Consider the following 16,402-nt stretch of genomic DNA (forward strand, 5'->3'; position numbering starts at 1 on the left):
TTGATAAATCATTCGGACTACTTTTCATTCACTAGAAAATAAGGTAAAATGAAAAAGAATTATTTTTTACAAAGGAGAACGTTAATGACAGAGCAATTACCAAACTGCCCTGAATGTGGGTCGGCATATGCCTATGAAGATCGCGGATTATTTATTTGTCCAGAATGCGGTCATGAATGGTCACCAACAGAAGAAGTTGCAGAAGAAGGCTTAGTAGTCAAGGACTCAAATGGCAATCTTTTAGCGGATGGTGACAGTGTTACTGTAATCAAAGATTTGAAAGTTAAAGGTGCCAGTGGCGCAATTAAACAAGGCACAAAAGTGAAAAACATTCGTTTAGTGGAAGGTGATCATAACATCGATTGTAAGGTAGATGGCTTTGGTCCAATGAAGTTAAAATCAGAGTTTGTTAAGAAAAATTAAATTTCATTTGAATGATGAGACAGTAAGAGTCTAGGACACAACCATCGTCCTAGACTCTTACTAATGTTTATCGGTCTTGTATTTTATCATTGTACGAAGGCCGTGCCAAGCGTTGTAAAGTGTGAGGATTAACCCGATACCTAAAGGAATCCATAACCATTGCGGAGAATAAGCGGCATCTTTTAACGTTTCAGGGTTGATGGTCCATGATTCTTGCAATACTTGGAAACTAAAAACCATGAGAAATGTTGAAATAAGTAACAAAATAAACCGTAAATAATAAATCGTTGTTTGACGGTGAATCAGTGCAAAGAGTAAGTAGAGCACAAGTAAAAATAGCGGTACTCCAAACGCAAAATATGGCTGTAACATGAGAACGTCCTCCTTTTTCTTAATGATACTGCAAAGGAGAGGATTTGCAAAATAAAATTTATTGTTGGTACATTTTTTTAGAAACAAGTATAGTGTTATTGAGGCATTCATACTTGAAATTGTTTATCTTGGAGGAATTTTTATGGCAGTATATAGCGAACCAATTAAATGGGCAATCATTATTTTCCCGTTTCTAGCATTTTTTATTTCTGGGGCATTATTAATCTATGAATACCGCAAATATGGTTCATTTGTTTGGACACGAGCAATGATTTTGTATTCATTTGTTTTTTATTTATTATGTGCCTATTTCTTGGTGATTTTACCTTTGCCATCTCGGGCAGAAGTGGCTCAATACACAGGACCAACAATGGAACTGCGGCCTTTTCATTTTATTTCAGGGATTTTAAACGAAACTGTTTTTTCGCTCAAAGATCCTAGTACGTATTTGCCAGCATTAAAACAGCATGCCGTTTTAGAACCACTGTTTAATGTTTTATTAGTTTTACCTTTTGGTGTGTATTTACGGTATTATTTCAAATGTTCATTTTTAAAAACAGTTCTTGCGAGTTTTTTATTGTCATTATTTTTTGAATTAACACAGTTATCTGGCCTTTATTTTATTTATCCACGTTCGTATCGCCTGGCGGATGTCAATGATTTAATTAATAATACCGTCGGAGGCATGGTCGGTTATTGGTTGACGCCACTCTTTACCTTTTTATTGCCAACAAGAGAAGAAATTGATGCCACCTCTTATGAAAAAGGGCAGACAGTTAGCCTGTTGAGACGTTTCTTTGCATGGGGGATTGATTGGTTGGTGATTGGCTTTGTGCAAGGCCTGCTCGTTTTTGGACTAAATTTCATTCCAGCTTATAAAAATTGGGCAACCAATTATCCGATTTTTTCAGATCGGATGTGGTTCTTTATAATGGTTTTTGCGGTCTTTATCATCATGATGAAACTGACAAATGGTCAAACGTTAGGTAAAAAAGTTGTTCGCATTCGGGTGGTTGAAACAGGACATGAAAAAATTCGTTTAAAAGCCTTGTTTGTTCGCTATGGTTATTTGTATTTTGTGTATGGTTTAATTAGTATTTATCTAGCTAATGCCACTGATTTATTGAATTCTTCTAATCGGATGTTGCAAATGGTGTCACTGCTTCTGTATTTGTTCTGTTTAATTTTATATTTACTATTTTTGATCAACGTTTTGTTAACCTTGATTCGTAAAAAACGGCGTTTGTTTTATGAAAAAGCCAGCCACACTTATACAGTCAGTACATTAGAAGTTGCGAAAACAAAGGAATCAGCAGGTGAGTAAAAGTTGTTTTTGTGTTATAATGCCAAAGTGCATAAAGAATTTAACGAGAAGAGGTGAGGCAAGTGCCTTCATTTAAACAATTTCAATTTCAACCTTTTATCAACGAAGCACTCGCAGAAAAAGGGTTTGAAGAACCAACAGAAGTCCAAGAAAAATTAATCCCAATCATTAAGAAAGGGAAAAGTGTCATTGGACAATCGCAAACAGGAAGTGGAAAGACGCATACTTTTTTACTTCCATTAATGGATAAAGTTAAGCCAACTATCGACGAAGTACAAATTGTGATTACTGCGCCTAGTCGTGAATTAGCCAATCAAATTTATCAAGAAGCGCAGCAACTGGCTCGTTTCAGTCAACCAGAAATTCGCGTGTCAAATTTTGTTGGCGGAACAGATAAACAACGTCAATTAAATAAATTAAAGCATCAACAACCTCATGTGGTGATTGGTACACCAGGGCGGATTTTAGATATGATGAATGAACAAGCCTTGAAAGTGCATACGGCTTTTGCCTTTGTTGTCGATGAAGCAGACATGACATTAGATATGGGCTTTTTAGCAGAAGTCGATCAAATTGCTGGTCGTTTGCCAGAAAAATTACAAATGCTCGTTTTTTCTGCAACCATTCCAGAAAAATTACGACCATTTTTAAAAAAATATTTAGAAAATCCAGTGATTGAACATATCAAACCAAAAGCAGTTATTTCAGAAACAATTGACAATTGGTTGATTTCCACCAAAGGAAAAAACAGCAATCAAATAATTTATCAATTATTGACTATCGGGCATCCTTATTTAGCGATTGTTTTTGCAAATACTAAACAAAGAGTTGATGAAATCACCGATTACTTAAAAGATCAGGGCCTAAAAGTTGCCAAAATTCATGGAGACATTACACCACGCGAAAGAAAACGTGTGATGCGTCAAGTTCAAAATCTTGACTACCAATATGTGGTAGCTACTGATTTAGCCGCACGTGGGATTGATATTGAAGGGGTTTCACATGTCATCAATGCAGAAGTTCCACATGAATTGGACTTCTTTATCCATCGGGTTGGCCGCACAGGACGTAATGGATTGAATGGAACTGCCATAACATTATATTCACCAGCGGATGATGAAGCGATTACTCAGATTGAGCAGTTAGGTGTTTCTTTCAAACCAAAAGAAATTAAAAATGGTGAGATTGTAGAGACGTATGATCGCAATCGTCGAACAAAACGAGAAAAATCTCGAGAAGAATTAGACCCAACGTTAATTGGTTTAGTGAAAAAGAAAAAGAAAAAAATTAAACCAGGATACAAGAAAAAAATTAATTGGGCAATTGAAGACAGCAATAAGAAAAAACGTAAAATTGAACGTCGTCAAAAAGATCGTTCTGCTAGAAAAGCAAAAAAGAATTCTTCTAACTAACATTGTTGTGGATTATTTAAAGTAAGGGACGAGAATCGTGAAGATTCTCGTCCCTTACTTTTTTATATGATAAATATTTAAGTCACTTTTAAAATAACTCTTTTTTTAAAGTGACTATTGCTAAAAGTAGAGAAATTTACCAATTAATTGTAAAGATTTTTGTTAAAAACATCAAAATGTTGGTGTTTAGAACCAACATTTTGATGTTTTCTCGAGAAAAAAATAATAAAATTACAGATTTTTTGGCGAGTTTTAGCAAAAAGTAGGAAGTTTCGGCACTTTTTTTGTTAAAAAATCAGCTTTATTAGTTGATATTAAAGGAAATTCATTTTTTTTTACGGAGGATAAAAAAATTTTACACACAAAAAAAATCATTTTCTAATATAATATAAATAACCACCAAAATAAAGAATAAAGGAGCGAAGAGAGATGAAGATAAAAAGGTGTTTATTAACCAATCGATGGAGAAAACACGCGATTTGGTAACGTAGTTTGATTGGTGCGTTTAGTTATTGGTAGCAGAAAGAGTTCTAGGAGGAAAGAAGAAATGAGAAGGATTTTGGTATTAACAAAGAACATTTTAGTTGAGCAAACATTTCAGCAGCAATTACAACATTTAAATTATGAAGTCTTTTGTACGAACTGCTGTGAAGAAACTATAGAACATGAGTTAACTTTTTTTAATTATTTTGATGCAATTGTATTAAGCGAAACACTTTCTCAGAACGATTGCTTGAGATTATTAGGAAGTCTTTCATCGTTAGAGAAGCCGATTTATCGACGTTCACAATCGATGTGTAATAAACGTGAAGCGGAGATTTGGCAGGAAAGAGGTATTATCCGGTGGTTAGGCCTCAAAGATTCATTGGAAGATATTCGTGAAAAAATTGACACTGTCGATCAAAGTTTTGCCGAAGTCACAGCCGAGCTGCTTGATGACCAAGTAAAAAAGATTCGCTTTACAAAAAACGAGCAACGCTTTTTAAAAATCTTGTATCAGCATGCCCACGAAGGGTTGGATCGTGATCAAATTTGTCGCTTGCTTTGGCAGAAAGAACCAGATGCTTCTACAAAATCGCAGCTGTCTTTCGTATGTAAACGAGTGAAACAAAAATTTAGTGATGCAGGTATGAACGAAGAGATTATTACAACCTCTTGGGGAAAAGGGTATCAAATAAATGAACAAATTTTGCCTTATTTAGAGCAAACGTTGTTTGAAACAGCTTAGTAAGGAAAGATTCCTACGAAAACAATTGACTTTTTAGCAGATCTTTCTTATACTTTTGACTATAAGCTAAAGGATATGAGGAATCTTATTTTGATCACAGAAAGCCGTTCATTGCTGAGAGAAGGGCATCAGATAAATTTACTTGCTCCCTTTAGATGGACTTGATAGAAATATCAACGCGACTCTGCGTTATAGAGCTTAAGAGGTAATGATCCAACATCATTGCAATCAAGGTGGTACCGCGAGCAATCGTCCTTGACTGCAATGGTGTTTTTTGTGTTCACAATCTGCCACTTAAGAGGGTACAAAATATAAATAGTTAATTATTAATAGAAAGTAGGAAAATCAATGAAAGAATTAACAAGTAGTCAAGTTCGCCAAATGTATTTAGACTTCTTTAAGTCTAAAGGACATTCAGTAGAACCAAGCGCTTCTTTAGTACCAGTAAACGATCCAACATTATTATGGATTAACTCTGGTGTTGCGACCTTGAAAAAATATTTTGATGGCTCTGTTGTGCCAGAAAATCCAAGAATTACGAATGCTCAAAAATCTATTCGTACAAATGATATTGAGAATGTTGGGAAAACGGCTCGTCATCATACAATGTTTGAAATGTTAGGGAACTTCTCAATTGGAGATTATTTTAAAAATGAAGCGATTCACTGGGCTTGGGAATTTTTAACTGGTGCTGAATGGCTTGCTTTTGACCCAGAAAAATTATATGTGACTGTTTATCCGAAAGATACAGAAGCAAAACGCATTTGGCGTGATGAAGTTGGTTTATCTGAAGATCATATTATTGATGTAGAAGATAACTTCTGGGATATCGGTGCTGGTCCAAGTGGTCCGGATACGGAAATCTTTTATGATCGCGGCGAAGAATTTTTAGATATTCCAGAAGATGATCCAGAAAATTATCCTGGTGGCGAAAATGAACGCTATTTAGAAATTTGGAACTTAGTGTTCTCTGAATTTAACCATACACCAGAAGATACGTATGAACCATTACCACATAAAAACATTGATACGGGCATGGGCTTGGAACGTGTTGTATCTATCATTCAAGATGCACCAACAAATTTTGAAACTGATTTATTTATGCCAATCATTCATGCGGTAGAAGCTTTAGGAACCAACGTAAAATATGGAGATGCACCACAAACGGATGTTTCCTTTAAAGTGATTGCTGACCATATTCGTGCTTTATCCTTTGCAATTGGTGATGGTGCGCTTCCTTCAAATGAAGGTCGTGGCTATGTGTTACGTCGTTTATTACGTCGTGCGGTAATGCACGGGAAAAAATTAGGCATTAATGAAGCCTTTTTATACAAATTAGTGCCTGTTGTTGGCGAAATCATGGTAAGCTACTATCCAGAAGTATTACAACAAAAAGACTTCATCGAAAAAGTGGTTCGAACAGAGGAAGAACGTTTCCATGAAACCATCAATGAAGGTTTAAGCATGTTAAATGAGGTTATTAAAGAAGTTAAAGATGCAAAAGGCGATACATTAGATGGAAAAATTATCTTCAAACTTTATGATACTTTTGGCTTCCCAGTAGAATTAACGGAAGAAGTTGCGGAAGATGAAGGCTTGAAAGTCGATCATGCTGGGTTTGAAACAGAAATGGAAGCACAGCGTGAACGTGCTCGTTCTGCCCGCAGTAAAGAAACTTCAATGGGTGTTCAATCTGCTTTATTAACAGATATTAAAGTAGAAAGTAAATTTGTTGGCTATACAGAATTAACACATGATAGTGAATTATTTGTTATTATTCAAGGTGACGCACTAGTAAATGAAGCATCTGCAGGAACAGCCGAATTAATTTTTGCTGAAACACCATTTTATGCTGAAATGGGTGGACAAATTGCTGACCGCGGCTATGTAAAAAATACCGCAGGGGAAGTCGTTGCCAACGTGGTGGATGTGAAAAAAGCACCAAACGGTCAATTTTTACACAAAGTAGAAGTTTTGGCGCCATTAGCTGAAGGCCAAATTTATCAATTGCAAGTGGACGAACGGATGCGGACACGTATTTTGAAAAACCATACGGCAACCCATTTATTGCATCGTGCTTTAAAAGATGTGTTAGGGGAGCATGCCAACCAAGCAGGCTCACTAGTTGCACCAGGACATCTACGTTTTGACTTTACTCATTTTGGGCAAGTTACATCAGAAGAACTAGCGCGGATGGAAGCCATCGTTAACGAAAAAATCTGGGAAGCTATTCCTGTTGTCACAATTGAAACAGATATTGATACAGCGAAAAACATGGGCGCAATGGCGTTATTTGGTGAAAAATATGGCAAAGAAGTCCGTGTAGTTAATATTGGGGATTACTCTATCGAATTATGTGGTGGAACACACGTTGCTAATACAGAAGATATCGGGATTTTCAAAATTGTTTCTGAATCTGGAATTGGTGCAGGAGTACGCCGTATTGAAGCAGTGACGAGTAAAGAAGCGTATCAACTTTTACAAGAAGAAGAACGTCAATTGAAAGAGATTGCTACATTAGTTAAATCACCTCAATTAAAAGAAGTGGTTACGAAAACAGAGCAATTGCAACAACAATTACGTGATCTACAAAAAGAAAACGAACAATTGGCAGGCAAATTAGCGAACCAACAAGCTGGTGACATTTTTAAAGATGTCAAAGACGTCAACGGTGTTCGTTATATTGCCGCTCAAGTCAATGTTAAAGACATGAATCAATTACGCCAATTGGCCGACCAATGGAAACAAAAAGAATTGTCTGATGTACTAGTTCTAGCAACTGCACAAGATGAAAAAGTAAGCTTGTTAGCGGCTATGACAAAAGACATGAACGGGAAAGGCCTAAAAGCCGGTGACTTAATCAAAGCAATTGCGCCAAAAGTTGGCGGTGGCGGCGGTGGTCGTCCTGATATGGCTCAAGCTGGTGGGAAAAATCCAGCAGGGATTGCGGATGCCTTAGCAGAAGTTGAAAACTGGTTGGCAAAGGCCTAATTAAAAATGTTTTCCCTATTATTAATATAAGGAGAATGCTCTTTATAGCAATAATGACAGCCCTCTTCAAAGTTATGAAATTGATTTTGAAGGGGGTTCTTTTTTATAAATGATTAAGGAGAGGAAACAGTAGATTGCACGAATGTGTAAGTTTTCATCTTCAATTGACAATGGTATAATAAGCAACGGAGGAATCAAAAATATGAATGAAAATCAATTATCAAAACGTCTCGCAACGGTTGGTGATTTAATCCCTAGAGGAAGTCGCTTAGCAGACATTGGTTCAGACCATGCTTATTTACCAGTTGCTTTAATGTTAGAAAATAAACTGTCTTTTGCTGTGGCTGGGGAAGTGGTAGAAGGCCCTTATCAATCTGCCAAAACCCAAGTCAGTAAATCCAATTTGACGGATAAAATTATCGTACGTTTAGCGAACGGGCTAGATGCAATTGAACCTGAAGATCAAATAGACGTCATTAGTATTTGTGGAATGGGCGGCACATTAATCCGAGATATTTTAGAAGTAGGACGCAAAAAAAATCGTTTAACAGGGAAGGAACGCCTTGTTTTACAACCGAATATTGGTGAACCAACTTTACGCCGCTGGTTAATGGCAAATGACTACAGTATTATTGATGAAACAATCGTGGAAGAAAACCGTAAGTTGTATGAAATTATCGTAGCCGAAAAAACAGAGCAATCCGTTTCTTATACGGACCGAGAATTACTATTTGGGCCAGTTTTAATTAAAAAACAAGGACCGGTTTTTACCAAAAAATGGCATCGAGAATTAAAACAGCGCAAAACTGTTCTTGCACAACTAGCAAAAGCAAGTGGAGAACATATTGAAAAACAAGCGAAACTACAGCAAGACCAACAATTAATTGAGGAGGTGCTGGCCAATGGCTGTGAACGGTAAGACATTGATTCGACGCTTCAATGACTATTGTCCCGAGTGGTTAGCTGAAACGGGAGATCCTGTGGGCTTGCACATTGGTACGTTAGATAAACCAATTGAAAATGTGATGGTTACCTTAGATGTTCGTCCTGAGGTCGTTGCAGAAGCAATTGAGAAGCAGGTTGATTTAATTATTGCGAAACACCCACCTATTTTCCGCCCAGTTAAGCGATTAACCACAGATAATTTTCAAGAAAAAATGTACGCTGATTTATTAAAACACGATATTGCTGTTTACGCAGCGCATACTAATATGGATATTATTGACAATGGCTTAAACGATTGGTTTTGTGAATTATTGGGAATTAAACAGACCACCTTTTTAACTAAAACACATACTGTTCCTTATAAAAAATTAGCCGTTTTTGTGCCAATTGATGAAGCTCCGCAAATGAGAGAAGCTTTAGGTCTAGCTGGCGCTGGAGCTCAAGGTGATTATTCTAAAACAAGTTACTCTTTAATTGGAACAGGACGTTTTACACCAACACAAGGAGCAAATCCCACGATTGGCGAAATTGGTCAAGAAAGTGTCGTCCAAGAAGCAAAAATCGAAGTGATTTTCCCTGAAACTAAGCAAGAACAAGTTCTTGCAGCTATGTTACAGGCGCATCCTTATGAAGAACCGGCGTATGATGTTTATACCATTGAAAATCAATCAAAAGAATTTGGTTTAGGTCGGGTTGGAGTATTAGACAAGCCTGTGAGATTTTCTGATTTTGTACAGCAAGTCAAGGAAGCTTTCCAATTGGATGGCTTGCGGGTCATTGCAAAAGATGACACTAAAATGATTCAACGGGTAGCCATTTGTGGTGGAAGTGGTGAAAAATTCTATCATGATGCATTACGTAAACAAGCCGATGTCTATATTACTGGTGATGTGTATTATCATACGGCACATGACATGATTGCTGAAGATTTACCAGTCATCGATCCTGGTCATTACATTGAAGCGCTTTGTAAGCCGAAACTTGTGGAATTAATGAATCAATGGAAACAAGAAAATGAGTGGGATGTATCCATTTTTGAATCAGAAGCGAATACCAACCCATTTCGTTTTAAATAAAAAATGAAGATTAAAGGAGTGTTCTTTTATGTATGAAAATTTATTACCTCGTTTTTTACGCTATGTGAAAACAGAAACACGCTCAGATGCAACAAGCACAACGACACCATCAACACAAACACAAGTAGCCTTTGCACAAACCTTAAAAAAAGAATTAGAAGAATTAGGGATGAGCGATGTTATTTATAACGAAACAAATGGTTTTGTGATTGCTACGTTACCTAGTAACGTGGAGAAAGATGTTCGTTCAATCGGCTTTATTGCCCATATGGATACCGCTGATTTTAATGCAGTGAATGTTTCTCCGCAAATTGTTGAGAACTATGACGGAGAATCAACGATTCCTTTAGATAAAGAAGGCAAATTCACTTTAAATACGAAAGACTTTCCTAACTTAAAAAATTATCGTGGTGAAACACTTATCACAACCGATGGTACCACTTTATTAGGAGCTGATGATAAATCAGGTATTGCGGAAATAATGACAGCCATGGAATATTTAATTAATCACCCAGAAGTTAAACATGGCACCATTCGTGTGGCTTTCGGTCCTGACGAAGAAATTGGTGTAGGTGCCGACAAATTTGATGTCGCTCAATTTAACGTGGATTTTGCTTATACAATGGATGGCGGACCAGTAGGTGAATTACAATTTGAAACGTTTAATGCGGCGCAAGCAGAAATTACAATTCAAGGGAAAAACGTTCATCCAGGAACAGCAAAAAATACAATGATTAATGCGTTACAATTAGGAATTGATTTCCATAATGCCTTACCTGCTGACGAAGTTCCAGAAAAAACAGAAGGTGAAGAAGGCTTTTATCATTTAGCAGCGTTTGCTGGAACGCCAGAAGAAGCTACAATGACGTATATTATTCGCGATCACAATCGCGAGATTTTTGAAGCACGTAAAGCTAAAATTAAAGAAATTCAGCAAACATTGAATGCACCATTTGATGAAGAACGAATCAAAGTTGATTTATTTGATCAATACTATAATATGCGAGAAGTGATTGAAAAAGATATGTCCATTGTCGAAATTGCTAAACAAGCAATGGAAGAATTGTCAATTCAACCAATTATTGAACCTGTTCGCGGTGGAACGGATGGCTCAAAAATTTCTTATTTAGGGATTCCAACACCAAATATCTTTGCTGGTGGCGAAAATATGCATGGCCGTTTTGAATTTGTTTCATTACAAGCCATGGAAAAAGCGACCAATGTGATTATTAAAATTGCTGAATTAAATGCAAAATAAATGAGGTACTCAATAGGAAAGTAAGAAAACGGGCAACCGAGAGCTTACTTTCCTGTTGTAGTTTCATGAGTCATTGAAAATTTTTTTGCAATTAGAATCAGAACAAGGTATCCTAGTACAGTAACTAGTTAGGAGGCCAGAAAGAATGCTTCAGTGGATAGTAATCATTTATTTCCTCGTCATTAATTTAGTATTGTTTAGTATGATGGGTTATGATAAAAAACAAGCAAAACGTGGGAACTGGCGTATGCCGGAACGCCGCTTATTGATGATAGGACTTGTCGGTGGCGGTCTAGGTGGGCTAATGGGACAAAAGAAATTTCATCATAAAACCCAAAAACCAGTTTTTGCATTGTGTTATTCAATTGGCGTAATCGCGATGATTAGTTGCATCTATCTAACATTTAAGTAAGAACAAAAAAGGAGAAGCGATGAAAGGAAAAGTAAAAATTGGCTTAAATATGTTGTTAATGATTATCGTTTTAGGCGTAATCTTTTATGTCATGGATAATTCATTAAGTGATATTTTTGCTCAACTGATGGAAACGAGTTGGCTGGTGCTGATTGCTGTTATTTTTTTTGGTGTAGTTTATCAATTTGCAGAAGGGCGCTCAATCAAGGAAATAGCTCGTTATTTTAACAAAGACTTTACAACAGTGGATGGTTTTTTTACTTCTTGTTATGTAGCATTTTATCGGATTATTTCATTTGGCACGGGAACCTTGCTTTCAGAAATTTATTTTTATAAGAAAAAGGGAATTCCTGTTTCTAAAAGTGTAGGGATAACGGCATTACATATGATTATGTACAAAGCAGCCGTGATTTTTTTAGCAATTATTGGTTTGATTATTCAATTTTCCCTGTTTTATGAAAATGCGCCTAAGATGATTCCATTCATTTTAGCAGGTGTTATTTTAACATTAGTAATAATTGCAGCATTGCTTATTTTATCTAGTAGCTTAAAGTTGCAAGTTTTATTGGTTAAGTTTGCCAATCGTTGGTTTAAACGACCAAAACTAAGAGATTGGGTGGATAATTGTAATTTACAAATCTATTCCTTGCGGGCGGCTGTCCAAACAATTACACAAGATCGCTCAGCGTTGCTTCGAATCTTTTCATGGAATGTATTTAAATTATTATTTTGGTACATTATTCCTTACATTGTTTTAGTAGAAAATCACCCGAATATTGATTTATTATTAGTGATGTCCTTTACCAGTTTTGCTGTTATTCTTTCAGGAGTTATTCCAACACCTGCTGGCATTGGTCCATTTGAATTTGTTTACTTATTGTTGTTTAAACCATTGGTCGGCAATGTTGATGCTGTAGCATCTGTTTTACTGTATCGATTTGGTAGCTTTGTGTTACCCTTTTTGATTGGCTTGGTTTATGTCGCCATTGAGAAACGAAAATCATTACGCATTGAGATTGAAGAAATAAAACGTCAAACAGATGAATAAGGTAGAACGAGAAAAAGAGCGACTCTTTTTCTCGTTCTTTTTTTTTAAAAGGAATTGACTTGTACGAGGGATGTCTTATAATAGACTTAATACATGACTAAAAAATATTTTTTTGAACTAATAAAAATTATGGTAAAGGGGTGGCGAAAATTATTGCTGATTGTACAGCAGTGCTGTTATGCGGCGGGAAAAGTTCACGGATGGGATTTGATAAAGCATTATTGAAAATTCAAGGCCAATACGTGATCTTGCAAACAGCTGAAAAGTTAATGGAACTGTTCGAAGAGGTTATTTTAGTAACGAATGATAGTCAAAAATTTCCTAAGGCGTTTAGAAAATGCACAATCATTCAAGATATGTATCTTGGAAAGGGGCCATTAGGTGGGATTGTGACAGCAATGAACTATACTCAGAAAGCTGAAGTGTTTGTAATTGCCTGTGATATACCAACTTTTTCTCCTAAACTTGTGTATCAGTTAGCCTCTAAGCGTGGACAAAATCAAGTAACAATCTTTGACTTTGAAGGTCGTCAAGAACCATTATTTGGCTTTTATCGATGTTCTTGTTTACCAACATTTCAAAAACAGCTTGCGCAAAATAACTATCAGATTCGGCAAGAATTTGAGCATCTATCTGTAAAAACGGTGCAACTATCAAAAGAGAATCAACTTAAAAATGTCAATCGAAAAGAAGAATTGTCTCAGTGGTATCGATAAAAAGGAGGAATCGTAATGGATTTTTTCAGTAGTGAAGAAATAGTTGCAAGCTTAGGTGATAAGGCAGAAATGAAAGGGAAATTATCATTTGTTCGACTCTGTATTTTAGGCATCATGGCTGGTTTTTGTATTGCACTGGGTTACTTGGCGTTTATTCGTATCACTGGAACCGCCCCCACAGAATGGGGAAGTTTTAACAACTTTCTGGGTGGAGCTTTATTTCCAGTTGGATTGATAGCGCTTACTTTTGTTGGTGGTGAGTTAGCAACAGGCAATATGATGGTAATGACATTAGGCGTATTACAAAAAAAGGTTCGAGTGGGCGCTCTTTGTTATAACTGGATAGTTGTTTTATTGACCAATTGTCTAGGCGGATTTCTTGTGGCGTATTTATTTGGCCATATTGTTGGGTTAACTGAAGGTGCGTTTCTGGATAAAACAGTCGCAGTTGCTCAGGCGAAAATTGCTGATCCACCGCTAGTTGCTTTTGTTTCAGGGATTGGCTGTAATATTTTTGTTTGTTTAGCGGTTTATCTCGGAGCGTTGGCAAAATCATATTTAGGTAAAATGTTTGGCTTGTGGTTTCCTGTCATGGTTTTCGTTGTTTGTGGGTTTCAACACGTGGTCGCCAATGCGTTTATTATTCCAGCGGCAATTTTTTCACAAAGCACCACAATTAGTTGGTGGGATTATTTGCAAAATACACTATGGGTATTTTTAGGCAATGCGGTAGGGGGCAGTCTTTTTATGGCTGTACCATTGATCTTTATGACAAAACCAGCAACTGTCAAACCAAGAGTTGAGAAAACGATTCAGACGGAGGAGCTCTATGGCAATTGAGGTACCAAATATGATTCAAATTGGATCTACTGGTCGGAATAGTGGCAAAACGACATTAGCCGAAGCTCTTATTAAACAGTACCAAGAAGTCTATCCAATTTATGGCTTGAAGATTATTACGATTAGTGGTCAACGAGGGGTGTGTCAACGAGGCACAAAAGGGTGCGGAATTTGTACCAGTATTACAGCTGGTTATGAATTAGTAGAAGAGCAAGAGACGATTGGCAATAAAGATACCATGAAATTATTAGCTGCAGGCTGTCAAAAAGTTTTTCTATTGAAAGTTTTTCAAGAAAATTTGGTGGAAGCCATTCAGCAATTTCTGAAAGCTGTGCCGGCCCAAGCATTAATCATTTGTGAATCAAATTCATTACGTAATGTTGTGCAGCCAGGACTATTTCTTATGATGAATAACCAGAATCGCCAAAAAGAATCAGCAAAAAAAGTCATAGATAAAGCCGATTTTTGTTTACTATCTGCTGAAATACCAAAAGAATTGCGTATCTATTATCAAGGAGAACAACTTCAAGTTTCACTAAAAAGGGGGAATAAAAAGGAATGTGTGCATTAAGCTTAATTGAAAAAGAAGCGATTATTCTAGAAAACGATGCTGATCCACAACGAATTTTAAATATTTTAATTGAATTACAATTTGCTTCAGAGGAAGGGTATATCGATCAGGAGACAGCTCAATTAGTTGCAGAGCATCTACATTTAACGGAAGCGCGAGTCTATGAAATCGTCAGTTTTTATGCCATTTTAAAGACGGAACCGCAAGCGAAGTATGTCTTGAAGATTTGTAACAGCACACCGTGTCATTATACTGGTGGGGCGATGGTTGCCGAAGTTTTAGAAACTATTTTAGAAGTGCCAGAGAATCAGCCGACACCAGATGGCTTATTTATGTATCACAGTATTCCTTGTATCGGGGCTTGTGATTTGGGTCCAGTAATTAAAATTAAGGACACCGTTTTTAGTCAACTAACAGAAGAGAAAATTTATCAATTAATTCAACATTTACAAAATGATTGCTATGAAGGATTGTAGGAGGTGAGTCAATGCTTAAGAGAAACCAACCAATGTTATTAGAGAGAATGGGGAAAATGCAATCTGCGACCGATGTTGCTGAATATTGTAAATACGATGGATTTGATGGTTTAAAAAGAGCAATTTCACTATCGGATGAAGAAATTTTAAACGAATTGGATGTTGCTCACTTAAGAGGTCGCGGTGGAGCAGCCTATCCCTTAGGAAAAAAATGGCGCCATCTTTATCATGCAAAAGGAACCACAAAGTACATTGTTTGTAATGCTGATGAAGGCGAACCAGGGACCTTTAAGGATAAAGTACTTTTATCTGAAGATCCATTGAGTGTGATTGAAGGAATGATCATTGCTGGCTATTTATTTTCAGCAAAAGCAGGTTATATTTATATGCGAGGAGAATATCGCAGAATTCAAAAAACATTTCAAGAAGCACTCGATAATGCACGACAAGCTGGCTTTTTAGGGGAAAACATTTTAGGAATTGAAGGATTCAATTATGATATTACGATTATTTCTGGTGCTGGTGCCTATATTTGTGGGGAAAATTCAGCACTTTTAAATTCAATTGAAGGAAAAACGGGGCGGCCGCGTGTCAAACCACCACACTTAGCAGATGTTGGTTTATATTTGCAACCAACATTAGTAAATAATGTTGAATCATTTGCAAGTGTTCCTGTAATTTTACGAGAAGGTGGACAAGCCTTTTTAGAGATGGGTACTGCCGATGGTGGCGGAACAAAGCTAATTTGTTTGTCTGGACATATTAAAAATCGGGGTTTATACGAGGTCAACCTTGGAACACCATTAGAAGAAATAATTTATGGCGAGCAATACGGCGGAGGCTCTGCAACTGGTCGAGCATTGAAATTTATTCACTTCGGTGGACAATCCGGTCCAATTGGTGCTGTCGCAACGTTAACGGATTGTTTGTATTCTTACGAAGATTTATGGGCCCATGACTTATCTGTCGGCTCTGGCGCAATTGTAGTAATGGATGATTCAGTCAATGTTGTGGACTATTTAGTACACGTGGCGGCCTTTTTTGCTCATGAGTCCTGTGGTAAATGCACCCCTTGTCGATTGGGAACAACTAGGATTTTGGAATTATTGAGTAAATTCAATCGGAACGAGGCAACAGCTAGTGATTTGCCGCGATTGGAAAAGATGCTCACGCATGTCACGCGATTATCAGCTTGTGGTTTGGGCCAATCCGTCGCAAATCCAATGAAGAGTGCATTGGCTTTGTTTCCAGAAGAATTTGAAACGACTGCTGAAACAGAAATCTATGCCACCAGCAAAGGAGGTTGGTAA

Annotated in this window: 16 protein-coding genes; 15 read left to right on the top strand and 1 reads right to left on the bottom strand. The window is 36.8% G+C overall.

Features of this window, described 5'->3' with window-relative positions; translation table 11 throughout:
• Positions 1–84: 84 nt before the first annotated feature.
• On the top strand, positions 85–423 hold the full coding sequence (locus tag AB3I34_RS01955) for a zinc ribbon domain-containing protein YjdM (RefSeq protein ID WP_002357741.1): 339 nt from the start codon (positions 85–87) through the stop codon (positions 421–423).
• 60 nt (positions 424–483) lie between these two features.
• Here AB3I34_RS01955 and AB3I34_RS01960 read toward each other — a convergent pair whose 3' ends face one another.
• Positions 484–882, bottom strand: a complete 399-nt coding sequence (locus tag AB3I34_RS01960) for a hypothetical protein (RefSeq protein WP_025189368.1) — start codon at positions 880–882, stop codon at positions 484–486.
• A gap of 55 nt (positions 883–937) precedes the next feature.
• Between AB3I34_RS01960 and AB3I34_RS01965 the strand changes: the two genes are divergently transcribed.
• From AB3I34_RS01965 to AB3I34_RS02030, 14 genes are all read left to right on the top strand, one after another.
• Positions 938–2,119: a VanZ family protein gene (locus AB3I34_RS01965; protein WP_010712400.1), complete on the top strand. Its 1,182-nt coding sequence runs from the start codon at positions 938–940 to the stop codon at positions 2,117–2,119.
• Between the two features lie 62 nt (positions 2,120–2,181).
• Complete coding sequence (locus AB3I34_RS01970; protein WP_002357738.1) at positions 2,182–3,531, top strand: DEAD/DEAH box helicase; 1,350 nt, start codon at positions 2,182–2,184, stop codon at positions 3,529–3,531.
• A 547-nt stretch (positions 3,532–4,078) separates the two neighbouring features.
• Positions 4,079–4,759 (top strand): helix-turn-helix domain-containing protein, encoded by a 681-nt coding sequence (locus AB3I34_RS01975; protein ID WP_010712401.1) that lies wholly within the window; start codon positions 4,079–4,081, stop codon positions 4,757–4,759.
• Between the two features lie 348 nt (positions 4,760–5,107).
• Positions 5,108–7,750 (top strand): alanine--tRNA ligase, encoded by a 2,643-nt coding sequence (gene alaS, locus AB3I34_RS01980; RefSeq protein ID WP_010712402.1) that lies wholly within the window; start codon positions 5,108–5,110, stop codon positions 7,748–7,750.
• 202 nt (positions 7,751–7,952) lie between these two features.
• Positions 7,953–8,669: a tRNA (adenine(22)-N(1))-methyltransferase TrmK gene (locus AB3I34_RS01985; RefSeq protein ID WP_010712403.1), complete on the top strand. Its 717-nt coding sequence runs from the start codon at positions 7,953–7,955 to the stop codon at positions 8,667–8,669.
• A complete protein-coding gene (locus AB3I34_RS01990) occupies positions 8,653–9,771 on the top strand; it encodes a Nif3-like dinuclear metal center hexameric protein (RefSeq protein WP_010712404.1) in 1,119 nt (372 codons plus the stop codon). Before AB3I34_RS01985 ends, AB3I34_RS01990 begins: the two co-directional genes overlap by 17 nt.
• A 28-nt stretch (positions 9,772–9,799) precedes the next feature.
• On the top strand, positions 9,800–11,029 hold the full coding sequence (gene pepT / locus AB3I34_RS01995) for a peptidase T (protein ID WP_010712405.1): 1,230 nt from the start codon (positions 9,800–9,802) through the stop codon (positions 11,027–11,029).
• Positions 11,030–11,174: 145 nt separating this feature from the next.
• Positions 11,175–11,441: a DUF1294 domain-containing protein gene (locus tag AB3I34_RS02000; protein ID WP_010712406.1), complete on the top strand. Its 267-nt coding sequence runs from the start codon at positions 11,175–11,177 to the stop codon at positions 11,439–11,441.
• A 19-nt stretch (positions 11,442–11,460) separates the two neighbouring features.
• Positions 11,461–12,489: a lysylphosphatidylglycerol synthase domain-containing protein gene (locus tag AB3I34_RS02005; protein ID WP_002360426.1), complete on the top strand. Its 1,029-nt coding sequence runs from the start codon at positions 11,461–11,463 to the stop codon at positions 12,487–12,489.
• Between the two features lie 140 nt (positions 12,490–12,629).
• A complete protein-coding gene (locus AB3I34_RS02010; protein ID WP_002361748.1) occupies positions 12,630–13,205 on the top strand; it encodes a molybdenum cofactor guanylyltransferase in 576 nt (191 codons plus the stop codon).
• A gap of 15 nt (positions 13,206–13,220) precedes the next feature.
• On the top strand, positions 13,221–14,045 hold the full coding sequence (locus AB3I34_RS02015) for a formate/nitrite transporter family protein (RefSeq protein ID WP_002357725.1): 825 nt from the start codon (positions 13,221–13,223) through the stop codon (positions 14,043–14,045).
• Positions 14,035–14,616, top strand: a complete 582-nt coding sequence (locus AB3I34_RS02020; protein ID WP_002377626.1) for a hypothetical protein — start codon at positions 14,035–14,037, stop codon at positions 14,614–14,616. The genes AB3I34_RS02015 and AB3I34_RS02020 overlap by 11 nt, the downstream gene beginning before the upstream one ends.
• Positions 14,604–15,092, top strand: a complete 489-nt coding sequence (locus tag AB3I34_RS02025; RefSeq protein WP_002357722.1) for an NAD(P)H-dependent oxidoreductase subunit E — start codon at positions 14,604–14,606, stop codon at positions 15,090–15,092. Before AB3I34_RS02020 ends, AB3I34_RS02025 begins: the two co-directional genes overlap by 13 nt.
• 11 nt (positions 15,093–15,103) lie before the next feature.
• Positions 15,104–16,402, top strand: a complete 1,299-nt coding sequence (locus AB3I34_RS02030) for an NADH-quinone oxidoreductase subunit F (protein WP_010712407.1) — start codon at positions 15,104–15,106, stop codon at positions 16,400–16,402.

Origin of the sequence: Enterococcus sp. C102(2024) (genome assembly GCF_040888205.1) — a bacterium.
Classification (GTDB): Bacteria; Bacillota; Bacilli; order Lactobacillales; family Enterococcaceae; genus Enterococcus; species Enterococcus faecalis.

Bases quoted from the DNA above. Each gene is read 5' to 3' on its own strand.
- AB3I34_RS01955 (WP_002357741.1), top strand. From the start codon at position 85: ATGACAGAGCAATTACCAAACTGCCCTGAATGTGGGTCGGCATATGCC.
- AB3I34_RS01965 (WP_010712400.1), top strand. From the start codon at position 938: ATGGCAGTATATAGCGAACCAATTAAATGGGCAATCATTATTTTCCCG.
- AB3I34_RS01975 (WP_010712401.1), top strand. From the start codon at position 4,079: ATGAGAAGGATTTTGGTATTAACAAAGAACATTTTAGTTGAGCAAACA.
- alaS (WP_010712402.1), top strand. From the start codon at position 5,108: ATGAAAGAATTAACAAGTAGTCAAGTTCGCCAAATGTATTTAGACTTC.
- AB3I34_RS01985 (WP_010712403.1), top strand. From the start codon at position 7,953: ATGAATGAAAATCAATTATCAAAACGTCTCGCAACGGTTGGTGATTTA.
- AB3I34_RS01990 (WP_010712404.1), top strand. From the start codon at position 8,653: ATGGCTGTGAACGGTAAGACATTGATTCGACGCTTCAATGACTATTGT.
- pepT (WP_010712405.1), top strand. From the start codon at position 9,800: ATGTATGAAAATTTATTACCTCGTTTTTTACGCTATGTGAAAACAGAA.
- AB3I34_RS02000 (WP_010712406.1), top strand. From the start codon at position 11,175: ATGCTTCAGTGGATAGTAATCATTTATTTCCTCGTCATTAATTTAGTA.
- AB3I34_RS02005 (WP_002360426.1), top strand. From the start codon at position 11,461: ATGAAAGGAAAAGTAAAAATTGGCTTAAATATGTTGTTAATGATTATC.
- AB3I34_RS02015 (WP_002357725.1), top strand. From the start codon at position 13,221: ATGGATTTTTTCAGTAGTGAAGAAATAGTTGCAAGCTTAGGTGATAAG.
- AB3I34_RS02020 (WP_002377626.1), top strand. From the start codon at position 14,035: ATGGCAATTGAGGTACCAAATATGATTCAAATTGGATCTACTGGTCGG.
- AB3I34_RS02025 (WP_002357722.1), top strand. From the start codon at position 14,604: ATGTGTGCATTAAGCTTAATTGAAAAAGAAGCGATTATTCTAGAAAAC.
- AB3I34_RS02030 (WP_010712407.1), top strand. From the start codon at position 15,104: ATGCTTAAGAGAAACCAACCAATGTTATTAGAGAGAATGGGGAAAATG.